This is a genomic window from Sorangium sp. So ce385 (assembly GCF_051474135.1).
GTDB classification, from domain to species: Bacteria; Myxococcota_A; Polyangia; order Polyangiales; family Polyangiaceae; genus Sorangium; species Sorangium cellulosum_D.
Map to the genome: position 1 here is coordinate 8245597 of NZ_CP150337.1, position 13390 is coordinate 8258986.

Genomic DNA, 13390 nt, shown 5'->3' on the forward strand with positions numbered 1-13390 from the left:
TTCATTGGAGCAATGAAAGGCGAGCGCCTAGGGTAACTGCATGACGACGACGAACACCACCAAGCTCGGCAAAACTGGCCCCTCCGTCTTCCCCCTCGCCCTCGGCTGCATGAGCATGGCCGGCGGCAGCCCGTACGGCGCGAGCGACGAGGCGGAGAGCATCGCGACGATCCACGCGGCGCTCGATCGGGGCGTGAACCTCCTCGACACCGGCGACTTCTACGGCATGGGCAAGAACGAGATGCTCGTCGGCCGGGCGATCAAGGACCGGCGCGACAAGGTCGTGCTCAGCGTGAAGTACGGCGGCCTGCGCGGGCCCGACGGCGCCTTCCTCGGCTTCGACACCCGTCCCGTCGCGACGAAGAGCTTCCTCGCCCATAGCCTGTCGCGCCTCGGCGTCGACTACATCGACATCTACCGGCCCTCGCGCCTGGACCCGGCGGTGCCCATCGAGGACACGATCGGCGCCATCGCCGACATGGTGAAGGCGGGCTATGTCCGCCACATCGCCCTCTCCGAGGTGGGTGTGGAGACGATCCGCCGCGCCGCGAAGGTGCACCCGATCGTGGACCTCCAGATCGAGTATGCGATCGTGAGCCGCGGCCCCGAGGCGACGATCTTCCCCGCGCTCGCCGAGCTCGGCATCGCGGTCACCGCGTACGGCGTGCTCTCGCGCGGCCTGCTGACCGGGAGCAAGCCGGCCGGCGCGGGCGACATGCGGGCGCACTTGCCGCGCTTCTCGGGCGAGAACGGCCGGAAGAACCAGGCGCTCGTCGACGCCTTCGTCCGCCTCGCCGAGAGGCGCGGCGTCACCCCCGCGCAGCTCGCGGTCGCCTGGGTCCGCGCCAAGGGGGCCGCGCAGGGCGTCACGATCATCCCGACGATGGGCGCGCGCACGCGCAAGCAGCTCGAGGATGCCCTCGCCGGCCTCGAGATCGCGCTCTCGCCCTCCGACGTCGCCGAGATCGAGGCCGCCGTCCCCGCGGAGGAGATCGCCGGCACCCGCTATCCCACGCCCATGATGGCGATGCTCGACAGCGAGAAGTGATCGAGGGGCGCCCGCGGGCTGTGGCGTGAACACGGCCCCTCCGATGCATGGATGAGCTGTCGATACAGCGTCACTCTTGCAGGAGCGGCGGGTCGCGCGGCGCGGGGCGGCGCCCGGCGCCGCCCGGCGGGCTCATGGACGGCCGGGTGGAGGTTTTATCCGTTGAAGAGGCTCGCGGCGAGCTCTCCATCGAAACGCAGGCGCTGGGCGTCACCAAGCACGAGACGGCACGCGCCTCCGTCGCTGCGCGGGGAACCTCGATTGGATGGCTCCGAGCAGGATCTCCAGCCAGCTCGGCTCTGGCTCGCTGCACAGGACCGGCAGGTATGTGAGCGAAAACTGGTCCCTCACCGCTTCTCGCGCCCTGCGCACGCTGTCCCGATCTCGCGGATCGTACTCGACGAGCGGCGTCCAGCAGAGCTCACCCTCGGGCTGGTGCGTTTCGTCGCTCGTATACAGCGTCATCTTGCTCATACGGAACGAGCGCATCCTGCCCGTCGGCGATGACGTTCGCATGGCACGCCCGTGACACGTACGCGGTGCTCGTCATCGAGCCGGACGGGCTGGTCGACCTGACTTCGGGGCAGATCCGGAAGCCGCTGGTCGGTAGCGGCGCGTGCAGCCCCGTCGGCATCCCCGCCGGCTTCTCACGGGGCGCCCCCTGGTGGCGACCGCCGCCCGGCGCCGCCGGGCGGGCTCAGGGCGCGTCGAAGCGGTACGCGGTCGCCTGCGCCGACGCGCGCTGGCCGAAGTCGTCGCAGAAGGCCGACAGGGCGCGATAGCCGCTCGTGGGCAGCATCTTCCGGAACTCGAGGTGCGTGACGAGGCAGAACGCGCAGGCCTCCAGGTAGCTGAGGTCGCGATCCCGGGGCAGCCCGGCGCGCACCGCCTCGATGTTGTCGTCGAGCCAGGCGAGCATGTTGAGCAGGCTCTTCTGCAGCTTCACGAGCTGCGCGTCCTCCTTCGGCGTCCCCGCGAGCTGGCCCATGATCAGCGTGACCTCGGTCGCCATCGCCTGCACGACGAGCTCCTGCGCGTTCGCGGTCAGCGCCTCGGTGAGGTGCTCGGGCCAGACCACGCGCCGCTGCGCGGGCGCGCGGCGGGCGAGCTCGCGGCAGATGTTGAGCGAGCCGAGCCACGTGGTCGACCCCGTCCGCAGGATCGGCATGCGCAGCGCCGGGTTGCCCGCGTAGTCCGCGGCGTCCACGGAGCGCAGATCGGGGACGACCTCGAAGGCGTAGGCGACCCCGAGCTCCGCGGCGAAGAGGCGCGTGACGCGCGTGAAATGGGAGCTCGAACGGCCGACGAGCGTGGGGATGCTGCCAGGATCGGGTGTGGGCTCGGTCACCCGCACGACGTACCACGAGCGCCGCCGCGAGGGCCAGACCGCCGCGCGGTCGCTGCGGCGGCAGGGGCGGCAGGTCCATCCCGTCGTACAGCCACGCTGCACACGTCGGTCGGACAGAGGATCTCCACTCAATCCGATCTCGCGAGAAAGCAACGCTGTATCGAGAATCGCTCACGGTTCGGGATCGGTCGTTTTCGACCAGGGGCGAACGAGGCGCGTGCGACAGGGGCGGCCCTGAACATCGCCGGAGAGCGGCCCTCCGGAAAAAAACCGCCAAGGCGCCAAGAACGCCAGGGGAGCAGAAGATTTTTCCGGCGTCCCGGCCGGCTGTCCCATCCCCGCATGCGAGCTCCGCCCGTCGACAGCACATGAATCCGGGACGCGCAGCGCAACTCGATAGATATTTCCAACACCTCATCTTCCTGCGGAAAGCTCTCCAGATAAACGACAACACCCCCTGTGTGCGCACAACGACAGGAGCTCGCGACAACCATCGAGGTCCAGCGCCGCGATTGCATTGCAGTATTGTCGTCGGATAAACGATCCCCTCATCGAGCATCGCGCATTGCGTCGCGCGCGCTCGCGTGCTTTCTAATCTTTTCATGAATCGGTCGAGCGGCGAACGTCGCGCGACCATCGCCATGAAGAGGTTACCTTGCTTTACTATAACACTCCGCTTCGACTGGTCTTGTGCCTGGCCATCGGCCTCTCGGCGACGGCCTGCAACGGCATCAACATCGATCCAGAGGATTGGGGCATCGGCGGCGGCGGCGGCTCGGACGACGGCGACGACGCCAGCACGGCCGACAGCGCCAGCAGCTCGAGCCAGGGCGGCGGCAGCGCCACCGCGGGCTCCGGCGGCGCGGGCGGCGACGTCACCACCGCGGGCGTCGGCGGCGCGGGCGGTGGCTCCACCACCGGCGGCGCGGGCGGCGACGCCACCACCGCCGGCTCGGGCGGCGAGGGCGGCAGCACCACCACCACCGCGGGCTCCGGCGGCGAGGGCGGCAGCACCACCACCGCGGGCTCGGGCGGCGAGGGCGGCAGCAGCACCACCACCGCGGGCGTCGGCGGCGCGGGCGGCGGCGCCACCACCGCGGGCGCCGGCGGCGCGCCTCCGCTGGATCCCGCCTGCGGCCCGGATACCGCGGCCTTCGCCGATGTGGCGCCCATCCTGGAGCGGAGCTGCTCGAACCAGTACTGCCACGGCAACGCCAGCACACCGGCCGGCGGGCTCGATCTGCGCACGGCCACGGCGGTCTCCGCGACGGTCAATCGGGACGCCGGCTCGTGCTCCAGCGAAAAGGCGCTCGTCGTGCCGTTCATGCCGAGCAGCAGCTATCTCATGAACAAGCTGACAGGGGTCGGCCTGTGCAACCCTGACGAGTTCAGGATGCCCCTGGGCACGCCGCTGCCCGACGCCGAGATCAAGACGATCAACGACTGGATCTGCGCCGGCGCCCCCGACCGCTGAGCATCGTCCGCCCCCGCGGACCTCGCGCCGCCCCCCCCCCGCCGGCGGCGCGCGCATCGACCGAGAACGCCCTTCCCGCCTTCCCCAGATCGCCCCGTCCAACGATGACGGTCGGCCGATCGAGCCGATTTCCGCCGCGCCCCCGGCCGCGCGCCTCACCGCCGACGGACGCGCGCGCGGCGAAGCCACGGCCAGGGCCCATGTGCGCTGCCGCGGTCGGAGACGCCGCCGCGGAGATGGAGACGGACGGAGCCCTCTGCCGGCGACGCCGCACACGGGCGCTCCCCCGCAGCGCCGCGACGCCGCGATGCCGCGACGCAGCGAGCCGCGAGCCGCGAGCCGCGAGCCGCGAGCCGCGAAGACGAACCAGCGGGGACGTCGTCCGCCTCCGCGGTAAGGCGTAGCGATCCGTGCTCTTCACCTACTTTGCAGTTGTCAGTCGCCACGTGTTCTGTAGCATCCGAAGCTGAGCATCTCTCCTTCGCTTGCATCTTAGGCGCACGAGCACGACCCCCCCAATCAAGGAGGATCCATGAACGCAAGGAGCATCGGGCTCCCGAGGCGCGGCTTTTGCCGTGCCCTCTCCAGGGCTGCCTTCGCCGCGACGCTGTTCGCCGGCGTGTCTTCGGGCCCGGAGGCCATCGCCGCTCCGTCCTACCGGCTGTTCGAGAGCGGGCAGGTCCGTCCGCTCGCGCTCTCGCCGAACGGCAAGCTGCTCTTCGCCGTCAACACTCCGGACAACCGCCTGGAGGTCTTCGCCGTCAACGGGGGCGGCCTGGCCCACCGCGCCTCGATCCCCGTCGGGCTCGAGCCGGTCGCGGTCGCGGCGCGCAGCGACGAGGAGGTCTGGGTCGTCAACCACCTGTCCGACAGCGTGAGCGTGGTCCGCCTCGGCCCGGCCGGGTACCGCGGCGCCGTCGTGCGCACCCTGCTCGTGGGCGACGAGCCGCGCGATATCGTCTTCGCCGGGCGGAACAAGCGGCGCGCCTTCATCACCACGGCCCACCGGGGGCAGAACATCCCTCATGATCCGCAGCTCACCACGCCCGGGGTCGGCCGCGCCGACGTGTGGGTCTTCGACGCCGGGAGCCTCGGCGCCTCGCTCGGCGGCGACCCGCTCACCATCGTCACCCTGTTCGGCGACACGCCCCGCGCGCTGGCGGCGACGCCCGACGGATCCCGCGTCTACGCGGCCGCGTTCCACTCGGGCAACCGCACCACCATCGTCCACGACTCCCTCGTCCCCGACGGGGGCGAGGAGGCCGGCGGGCTGCCCGGCCCCACGACGAACTTCGAGGGGGTCCCGAGGCCCGAGGTGGGCCTCATCGTCAAGTTCGACGGCGAGCACTGGGTCGATGAGCTGAACCGCCCCTGGGACGACAAGCTGCGGCTGTCGCTGCCGGACAAGGACGTGTTCGTCATCGACGCCAAGGCCAATCCGCCGGCGCAGCTCCCTGGCTCGGGCGGCTTCTACACCGGCGTCGGCACCATCCTCTTCAACATGGCCGTGAACCCGGTGAGCGGGAAGGTGTATGTCAGCAACACCGAGGCGCGCAACGACCTCCGCTTCGAGGGGCCGGGCATCTTCGCCGGCAGCAGCCTGCGCGGCCACCTGCACGAGAGCCGGATCACGGTGCTGAGCTCCGCCGGCGTCGCCCCGCGGCACCTCAACAAGCACATCGACTACGACGCTTGCTGCGCCCCGCTCCCGAACGACGAGAACGAGAAGAGCCTGGCGCAGCCGCTCGGCATGGCGGTGAGCGGCAACGGCAAGACGCTGTACGTCGCCGCGTTCGGCTCCTCGAAGCTCGGCGTCTACGACACCGCCGCGCTCGAGGGCGACACCTTCACGCCGAGCACGGACGCCCAGATCCCGCTCACCGGCGGCGGGCCGACCGGGATGGCGCTCGACGAGGCCCGGGGGCGCATGTACGTGATGACCCGCTTCGACAACGCGATCTCCGTGATCGACACCGCCGCGCGCGAGGAGATCGCGCACCTGCCCCTCTACAACCCCGAGCCGCCGAGCGTCGTCGCGGGGCGGCCGTTCCTCTACGACGCCCGGATGAGCTCGAGCCACGGGGACTCGTCCTGCGGGAGCTGCCATGTCTTCGGCGATTTCGACAGCCTCGCCTGGGACCTCGGCAACCCGGACGGCTCGGTGGTCAACAACCCGACGCTGGTCGTCCCGCCCATCCCCGGCGCCGGGTTCGGCGACGACGGGTTCTTCGGCGAGGACCCCGATTTCCACCCGATGAAGGGGCCGATGGTGACGCAGAGCCTGCGCGGCATGGACAACCACGGCCCCATGCACTGGCGCGGCGACCGCACCGCGGGCAACGCCGAGCCCACGTCGCAGCCGGACGAGGGCGGCTTCGACGAGGAGGCCGCGTTCAAGAAGTTCAACCCGGCGTTCATGGATCTGCTCGGGCGGCACGCGGAGCTCGGCGACCCGGAGATGCAGGCGTTCACCGACTTCATCCTCCAGGTCACCTACCCGCCCAACCCGATCCGCAACCTCGACAACTCGCTCACCCCCGCTCAGCAGACCGGGCGCGACGCCTTCATGAACACCGTCGTCGCGCCGACGGGCTCGTGCGAGAGCTGCCACCGGCTCGACCCCGGCGGAAACCCGTCGGAGGGCGCCTTCGCCGGCTTCTTCGGGACCGACGGCCGCGCGGCGGTCTCACCGGATCCCCAGTTCTTCAAGGTCCCGCACCTCCGCAACCAGTACCAGAAGGTGGGGATGTTCGGCGCGGCCTTCACCACCCTCTCGCACGGCCCCGATCCGTTCCTCGGCGATCAGGTGCGCGGCTTCGGCTTCAACCACGACGGCGCCTTCCCGGACCTGTTCCGCTTCAACAGCGGGTTCGACCAGTTCGAGGGCAACCCCGTCGGCCTCCCGGTGACCCCCGAGAACGCCCAGCTCAAGCGGGATATCGAGCAGTTCATGCTGGCCTTCGACTCGAACCTCGCGCCGATCGTCGGGCAGCAGACGACGCTCACGGCGAGCACCTACGGCGCGGTCGAGGGGCGCATCGATCTCCTCATCGAGCGCGCCGACGCCGGCGAATGCGATCTCATCGCGAAGGGCCGGATCGCGCACCAGGAGTTCGGGTTCCTCTACCTCGGCGGCGGCCAGTTCGCGGCCGACCGGCAATCGCTCGGCGCCGTGCCGGACGCGCTGCTGCGCTTGCTGGTCGCCCTGCCGGGCAGCGCGCTGACCTACACCTGCGCGCCGCCGGGATCCGGCGAGCGCATGGGGGTCGACCGCGATCTCGACGGGCACCTCGACGGCGACGAGACCTCGGCGGGCAGCGATCCGGCCGATCCCCAGAGCACGCCCTGAGGCGGCGCGCCTCCCCCTGAACGCGACCGCCGCGACCCGGCGCACAAAATCGGCGGTAGCGAGGAGCGCTCGAGTTCTTGGGCAGCGCCAAGCACGCTAGAGTGCGTGCGCATGACGTCGACAATCCAGGTGGGGCTCGTCGGTGATCGCGACGACACGGTGACGGCCCACCGGGCCATCCCGGTGGCGCTGCGGCTCGCGGGGGAGGCGCTGGCGGCGCCGCTCGCGTTCGCGTGGGTCCCGACCGAGGAGGTGACCGACGCCTCGCGGGTGGCGCGCTACGACGCCCTCTGGTGCGTGCCGGCGAGCCCGTACCGGAGCATGGACGGCGCGCTGCGGGCGATCCGCTTCGCCCGCGAGGAGCGGCGCCCGTTCCTCGGCACCTGCGGCGGCTTCCAGCACGCGATCGTCGAATACGCGCGCCACGTGCTGGGCTGGTCGGACGCCGAGCACGCGGAGACGGCGCCGGAGGCGGGGCGCGCGGTGATCGCGCCGCTTTCATGCGCGCTCGTCGAGGCCGCCGGGACGGTTCGTTTCCGCGCCGGCACCCGCATCGCGCAGGCGTACGGCCGCGCCGAGGCCACGGAGGGATACCGCTGCCGTTACGGCCTGAACCCGGAGTTCCAGGCCGCGCTGGTCTCGGGCCCGCTGCGCGTCAGCGCGGAGGACGACGCCGGCGACGTGCGCGCCGTGGAGCTGGACGGGCATCCGTTCTTCGTCGCCACGCTGTTCCAGCCGGAGCGCGCCGCGCTCGCCGGTCAGGTGCCGCCGCTCGTGGCCGCGCTCATCCGGGCGTGCTCGGGCCGCGCCGGGTGAACGCCGCGAGGCCACCGGGTCAGCAATCCCGCCAGAAAAACTGGTCGATGACGAGTGGCCGCCCGAAACAGTCGTCAGCCCCGCCCGCTCCGCGCGCGCCAGGTAGCCGCTGACCGTGCTCTCGTCGACGCAGGCCGCCGCCGCGATCTCCGCCCGCGGCGGCGGGGGGCCGCCAAGCTCGCCGCGAGCGCTTCCCTTCGAAAAGGCCACCGAAGCGCCTGGGCGCGGGTCGACGGCCGAGCTTCCGCGGCCGTGCTCCTTGACAACCCCCCGATAATGTAACATCATAAGTTACGTGAGACGAGACAGCCGACTCTCCGGGGTGCTTCACGTCCTGCTGCACATGGCCCAGCACGAGGGGCCCTTGACGTCCGAGCAGATGGCGAAAGCCATGGACACCAATCCCGTGGTGATCCGGCGAGTCATGGCCGGTCTCCGGGAGCACGGATACGTCCGGTCGGAGAAGGGACATGGGGGGGGATGGTCCCTGGCGTGCGATCTCGCGAAGGTGACCCTGCGCGACATCTACACTGCGCTCGGCTCGCCCTCGCTGCTTGCCATTGGGAACCGGACGGAGACGCCCGGCTGCGCCGTCGAAGAGGCGGTCAACGCGGCTCTTAGCAAGTCGTTCGAGGCTGCGGAGTCGCTGCTTCTGTCGCGCCTCGGCGAGGTGACGCTCGCGGCCCTGGGCGAGGACGTGCGGACTCGGGTGGCTGCTCGCCCCGCGCCTCCCAGTGACAGACGCGACCGGCACGAGCCACCACGACAACGAGGGAAAGCGAGGGCGAGGTGATCGCGACGGACCTCGAGCCGGACAGGGTGCGCTCCCTGAACGAGCGCGCACGTCGAGAAGAGGCACGTCGTGGAGGCGCCCCAAGGTCCATGAGTAGGTCACAACGAGCAGGAGCAAAACCATCATGACCGAATTCTGGGAAACCGCGTTCGCCGAGAAGCAGCTGATGTGGGGGCTGGAGCCGACGACGTCTGCTTCTCTCGCGCGCGACACGTTCGCTCGAGCCGGTGTCAAGAGCGTCCTGATACCCGGCATCGGCTACGGCAGGAACGCGAAGCCGTTTCTCGAGCGCGGGATGTCAGTGGCGGGGATCGAGGTCTCTGCGACGGCGATCGAGCTTGCCCGCTCGCGACTCGGTCTCGAGATCCCCATCGTCCACGGATCGGTCACCGACATGCCCTTCGACCGCCGGCAATACGACGGCATCTTTTGCTACGGGCTTGTCTATCTCCTGGATGCCCGCGGTCGCGAGAAGCTCATTCGAGACTGCTACCGCCAGCTGGCGCCCGGTGGGCACATGATCTTCACGATCATCTCAAAGAAGGCGCCAATGTACGGACTTGGGCTCCGGCTCGGCGACGACTGGTACGAGCGCCTGCCCGGTCTTCCGATGTACTTCTACGACGCCGAGTCGGTGAAGCGGGAGTTCGGTCCGTACGGGCTCGTCGAGTTCTCCGACATCGACGAGCCTGCGGGCAGTGGCGCGACTCTCCCATTTATCAATGTAGTCTGCAGGAGGGACGCCGTGATCGTCGGCGCAGATGAAGCCGTGAGGCGGCTCCACGCCGGACAGGTTGAGGTCACGGTCGACGGCGCGCTTCGGCAAACCCAGGTGGAGGCTATCGCGAAGGCGCTCGAGACGAGCAAGACCACTATCCTGAGGATGGGCGGCTGCCAAATCACAGACCTTGGCTGCAAGGCCATCGGAGACGCTCTTCTCGCCAACACCGCGCTCAAGGAGCTGTGGCTGTTCAACAACGAGATAGGGGACGTCGGCGGCGAGGCCATGGGAGATGTCCTGAAAAAGAACGCTTCTCTCGCGACGCTGTGTCTCAACGAAAACCGAGTGGGCGATGCTGGGGCGAAGGCGATCGGAGAGGCGCTCCGAACGTCCACTTCATTGGTCGAGCTGGGGCTCGGGCGCAACCAGATCGGCGACGTTGGCGCCGTGGCTATCGGCGAGGCGCTCGCATCCAACAGCTCGGTGATCGCGCTCAGCCTCAACCACAACCAGATTTGCGACATCGGCGCAGCGAGCGTCGGCGACGCTCTTCGCAACAACGCCTCGCTCAAGATTCTCCGGCTGCGCAACAACGCCATTGGGGACGTTGGCGCGGAGGCGGTGCGGACCGCAATCGCGAGGAACACCACCTTGAGAATCGTCAACTTCGAAGAAAACCCTGCGTCCCCTGCCTTTCACGCTGGCATCAAGGCAGCCCTGGAGGGGCGTCGCCAATGAGCACGGACTCGCGCGGAAGGATCCGGGCCGGCTCGGATCGCGCGGGCGTGCCTTCCACTTTTTCGGCTGCCCTCTCTCGACCGCAACGTGACGGGGAGGACGAGCTGCGCTTTCATCGGACGAGCCTTCCCGCCGACCGACTCGCCAGCACCTATGTCTAGAGAGCGCGCAAGGCTCGCGCTTTACAGACCGACCCACAGAGCCATGTAAACGTCGTCGATGTACTCGTTCGGACCGATCTTCAGCCGCCTCGTCTTACGCCCCTCTTCGACGAATCCGAGTGATCGATAGAGCGCGATCGCGGGCTCGTTCGACGAGCGCACCTGAAGCTCGACTTTTTCAACGCGCGGGTTCGACCGCGCCCAGCGCAAGAGCGCGTTCATGAGGGCTCTGCCGACGCCTTGGCGTTGATGGCCTTCGTGAACGGCGATCATCAGCCTGACGACGTGCGACGTCGCGGCAAGTGAGAGCGGCTCCAAGAACGCATGCCCGACGACCGTGCCCGCGTGTTCGGCGACGAGATAGATGCCGCCGCGCCGATCGTCGAGGTCGACGATCTTCTTTCGAAGGTCGTCGTCGACGATTTCGTCGGGCCTCGAGGCGAGCTTCCCCGGAACGCTCGCGATCGCGCGCTCGGCTGCCGCGAGCAGCGGCGCGTCCTCGGGCCGTGCTTCTCGGATCAAAGGCGCATCGAACCCCATGACGTTCTCTTATCACGCGACGGGGCGGTTGCGAACGCAGTCACGTGGGGAGGTCGTCCGCTCGCAGCACGCCGCGGCCCTCGTTGCCCTTCCTTCGACACGGCACGAAGGGCAAGAGAGATAACGAAAAGGCGCAATGGCGCAAGAAGGGAAGAGAGGCTATCTCTTCCTGGCGTCATCGTGGCGCGAAACATTTTCAGATTTCGTCTTGCGCACGTCATTCCTTTCTTGCGCCTTCCACGCATGGCGATGCGCCCACGCGAGGAAACACATGGCGATGTGTGCACACGACGAATCACGCCGATCCCTCGCGAGACGCCGCGCGGCGGCGCAGGCGCTCAGCGCGATTGCAGGAAGTACCTGCGCGCCGCCTCGCAGAGCTCCGGCCAGCGCTGGGCGAGCGCGGGATCGGCGGCGAGGCGGGCTGACCAGAAGGCGTCGAGCGCGGCGCGCGCGGCGGGGGTCGGGACGCCGTACCGCGCGTGCGTGCTCTCGACGTAGGCGGGGTACAGCTCGCACGCGACGACGAGGCCGGCGTACTGGTTGAGCGTGAGCGGCGGCGGCGAGCGCATGCTGAGCGGATCGCCGGCGCTCGCGGGGGCCGGCGCGGACGGCGGCGGGACGCTCTGCGCGGGGGGCGGGTGGGCGCCCGGCGTGGCGGCGGGCGGGATGCTCGGCGCCGAGGCCGGCGGGGCGCTCGGGCCGGCCGCGACGGGGGGGCGGTCGTGATGGGTCGACGACGCCGCGGGGCCGTGGTGCGCCGCCGCCGGGGAAAGCTCGCGCGACGGTGGCCCGTCGCTCGCGACGGGCTGGAAAGGGAGGGCCGCGTCGAAGCGCGCGACGGACGGCCGCGGGCGCTCCTCGGAGGCCACCTGGATGAAGGGAAGCGCCGAGCCGACGAACCTTTCCGCGTCGGGGAGCGTCTTGCTGAAGGGCCTGCGCTGGTCGCTCCCCGCCGGCGGCTCCACCCGAGAGGACGGCGGCTCCGTCCTGGAAGGCGGCGGCTCTACCCGGGAAGACGGCGGCTCTGTCCTGGAAGACGGCGGCTCCGTCCGGGGGACCGACGCCGCGACGGGTTCGGGCACGGGCACGGCCGCGGGCTCAGGCATGGCCGCGGGCGCGGGCGCGGGCGCGGGCGCGGGCGCGGGCGCGGGCACGGCCGCGGGCACAGGCACGGCCGCGGGCGCGGGCGCGGGCGCGAAGGGCAATCCCCCGCCCCGCAGCGAGCGCGGCCCCGACGCCTCGACCAGCGCCGGCGCGCTCGTCACGGCAGCAGCATCCTCCGCCTCGCGCGCCGCCACCGGCGCTGGCACCGCCACCGGCGCCGGCATCGCCACCGGCGCCGGCATCGCCACCGGCGCCGGCATCGCCACCGGCGCTGCCGCCGCCACCGGCGCTGCCGCCGCCACCGGCGCTGCCGCCGCCACCGGCGCTGGCACCGCCACCGGCGCTGGCACCGCCACCGGCGCTGGCGCAGGCACCGCGGCCAGCGCAGCCAGGCTCATCGGCGCGGGCGCCGCCACCGGCGCAGACGCCGCCACGAAGGGCAATCCCCCGCCCGACCACGAGCGCGGCCCCGACGCCTCGACCAGCGCCGGCGCGCCCGTCGTGGCAGCGGCGGCCTCGGCCTCGCGCTGCGCCGCGGCCCGCTTCGCCTCGGCCAGCCGCTCGTCGAGCGCGCGGCGCGCGTCCTGAAGCGCGCCCATCGCCTCGGGGCTCCCGCCGTCCGGGCCGAGGACCCGGCCGATCGCCAGGATCATCTCGCGCGCGGCGCGCAGCGCCGGCTCGTCCACCGCGCGGCCGGGCAGGTGCCGGCTCGAGAACGCCGCGAGCTCGTCGTCCTCGCAGCGCGCCAGGTCCGCGAGCCGGGCCGCCACGCGGCGCCGCTCCGGATCCGCGCTGCTGCCCCGCTGCGGGCGCATCGCCGCGTCGAGCTTCGCCAGCGCCTCGGCGAGCGGGGGCCTCTCGGACGAGGTCGCATCCATCGCTGGCAAGGGGCGCGCGCCGCTCACGGGGAGAGCACGACCACCGTGGTGACGCTCGGCACGATCGCCATGCCCACCGTGTTCGTGCTGTTCTGCAGCGAGAGGCTCGTCAGGCGCGTCATCGGCGCGCAGCCGACGATCACCGTGAAGGCCGCGGTGATGTTGCGCGACGGGCCCATCACCATCCCGGACGCGACGCCGAGCGCGACGCCCGGGTTGTCCCCCATCGTGAGCGGCGCGACGGTCAGCATGTTGTGCGCCGGCGCGCACGTGACCAGCACGTTCGGCACGAACAGCACGCTCATCGGGTGCAGCGAGATGTTCGGGTACGGGATCGGCACCGGGGCCGGCGTCGGGGTCAAACACACGTCGGGGAACGCCAAGCACATCCCCCCTGCGGTCGTCTTCGCGAGCATC

General features: G+C 70.7%; 10 protein-coding genes. 6 read left to right on the forward strand and 4 right to left on the reverse strand.

The window, feature by feature from the left end:
• Positions 1-40 precede the first annotated feature (40 nt).
• Entirely contained in the window at positions 41-1048 is a 1008-nt protein-coding gene (locus WME83_RS30020; RefSeq protein ID WP_437313134.1) for an aldo/keto reductase, read from the forward strand.
• Positions 1049-1745: 697 nt separating this feature from the next.
• On the opposite strand, the gene WME83_RS30025 is transcribed toward WME83_RS30020, so the two are convergent.
• Entirely contained in the window at positions 1746-2402 is a 657-nt protein-coding gene (locus WME83_RS30025; protein ID WP_437322062.1) for a glutathione S-transferase N-terminal domain-containing protein, read from the reverse strand.
• A 649-nt stretch (positions 2403-3051) separates the two neighbouring features.
• On the opposite strand from WME83_RS30025, the gene WME83_RS30030 reads away from it, so the two are divergent.
• The 5 genes from WME83_RS30030 to WME83_RS30050 all read left to right on the forward strand — a co-directional run bounded on the left by WME83_RS30030 (position 3052) and on the right by WME83_RS30050 (position 10287).
• A complete protein-coding gene (locus tag WME83_RS30030) occupies positions 3052-3870 on the forward strand; it encodes a hypothetical protein (RefSeq protein WP_437313135.1) in 819 nt (272 codons plus the stop codon).
• Between the two features lie 532 nt (positions 3871-4402).
• The gene (locus WME83_RS30035) at positions 4403-7219 is read left to right on the forward strand and encodes a hypothetical protein (RefSeq protein WP_437313136.1); all 2817 of its coding nucleotides are present in this window, start codon (positions 4403-4405) and stop codon (positions 7217-7219) included.
• Between the two features lie 111 nt (positions 7220-7330).
• The gene (locus WME83_RS30040; protein WP_437313137.1) at positions 7331-8035 is read left to right on the forward strand and encodes a CTP synthase C-terminal region-related (seleno)protein; all 705 of its coding nucleotides are present in this window, start codon (positions 7331-7333) and stop codon (positions 8033-8035) included.
• Between the two features lie 295 nt (positions 8036-8330).
• Positions 8331-8828 carry an Rrf2 family transcriptional regulator gene (locus WME83_RS30045; protein ID WP_437313138.1) on the forward strand — a complete coding sequence of 166 codons (498 nt, stop codon included), beginning with the start codon at positions 8331-8333 and terminating at the stop codon, positions 8826-8828.
• Positions 8829-8952: 124 nt separating this feature from the next.
• A complete protein-coding gene (locus WME83_RS30050; protein WP_437313139.1) occupies positions 8953-10287 on the forward strand; it encodes a methyltransferase domain-containing protein in 1335 nt (444 codons plus the stop codon).
• 182 nt (positions 10288-10469) lie between these two features.
• Here the strand turns inward: WME83_RS30050 and WME83_RS30055 are convergent, their stop codons facing one another.
• The 3 genes from WME83_RS30055 to WME83_RS30065 form a co-directional block, all read right to left on the reverse strand.
• The gene (locus WME83_RS30055; RefSeq protein ID WP_437313140.1) at positions 10470-10988 is read right to left on the reverse strand and encodes an N-acetyltransferase family protein; all 519 of its coding nucleotides are present in this window, start codon (positions 10986-10988) and stop codon (positions 10470-10472) included.
• Positions 10989-11326: 338 nt separating this feature from the next.
• Entirely contained in the window at positions 11327-12982 is a 1656-nt protein-coding gene (locus WME83_RS30060; RefSeq protein WP_437313141.1) for a hypothetical protein, read from the reverse strand.
• A 14-nt stretch (positions 12983-12996) separates the two neighbouring features.
• Positions 12997-13389, reverse strand: a complete 393-nt coding sequence (locus tag WME83_RS30065; RefSeq protein WP_020737870.1) for a DUF4150 domain-containing protein — start codon at positions 13387-13389, stop codon at positions 12997-12999.
• Position 13390: the final 1 nt, after the last annotated feature.

Bases quoted from the DNA above. Each gene is read 5' to 3' on its own strand.
- WME83_RS30035 (WP_437313136.1), top strand. From the start codon at position 4,403: ATGAACGCAAGGAGCATCGGGCTCCCGAGGCGCGGCTTTTGCCGTGCC.
- WME83_RS30050 (WP_437313139.1), top strand. From the start codon at position 8,953: ATGACCGAATTCTGGGAAACCGCGTTCGCCGAGAAGCAGCTGATGTGG.
- WME83_RS30055 (WP_437313140.1), bottom strand. From the start codon at position 10,988: ATGGGGTTCGATGCGCCTTTGATCCGAGAAGCACGGCCCGAGGACGCG.
- WME83_RS30020 (WP_437313134.1), top strand. From the start codon at position 41: ATGACGACGACGAACACCACCAAGCTCGGCAAAACTGGCCCCTCCGTC.
- WME83_RS30065 (WP_020737870.1), bottom strand. From the start codon at position 13,389: ATGCTCGCGAAGACGACCGCAGGGGGGATGTGCTTGGCGTTCCCCGAC.
- WME83_RS30040 (WP_437313137.1), top strand. From the start codon at position 7,331: ATGACGTCGACAATCCAGGTGGGGCTCGTCGGTGATCGCGACGACACG.